Source organism: Bartonella sp. AA1HLJMS (genome assembly GCF_042197445.1).
Taxonomy (GTDB): domain Bacteria; phylum Pseudomonadota; class Alphaproteobacteria; order Rhizobiales; family Rhizobiaceae; genus Bartonella.
Window position 1 is genome coordinate 1 of the sequence record NZ_JBHIRW010000318.1, and the last position, 511, is coordinate 511.

Sequence of the window (511 nt, forward strand, 5' to 3'; positions counted from 1 at the left end):
CTACTTCATTCGTGATTTTATCCAACGACCTTTTTAACGATGGGGAGGACGCTTTGGTGATCGCTTTTGTAAAGCTTTTTGCTTTTGCTGACGTTTTCTTTCATCCTCAAAATGCGTTAGTAAAGCCCGTTCCTGTTTCGTTTTGTTGGTCACACCAAAGGTGTCATTGTCCATAAATTGCTGATATCCTGCTATCATTAAATTGCTTAGGAATGAGCCACTTTTGGGAGGTTGTGTAAAATAGATCCCTTTTGAATCTTGCAATTTATATCGGAAACCTGCTTTTTTCATGCACTCATAAACTGAGGCAAATTCACTCGCATACGAATTCATATCACTAGAAGAAGCATAAACCGGTTTCCAACCACATTTTGATAAGGATTGTTGGATCATCGCTTTATCGACACCTGGTTTTTCCCATAATGCTAAAGTTGATGGAGGAGGTTGGTTAACACATCCAGCTGTATTTAAGAGAGCTATGCAACTCAATAGTTTTAAGATTTTCTTCATT

At 38.2% G+C, this 511-nt stretch carries 1 protein-coding gene; it reads right to left on the reverse strand.

Features of this window, described 5'->3' with window-relative positions:
* Positions 1-33 precede the first annotated feature (33 nt).
* A complete protein-coding gene (locus ACFIQE_RS11410) occupies positions 34-510 on the reverse strand; it encodes a hypothetical protein (protein WP_375616816.1) in 477 nt (158 codons plus the stop codon).
* Position 511 lies beyond the last annotated feature (1 nt).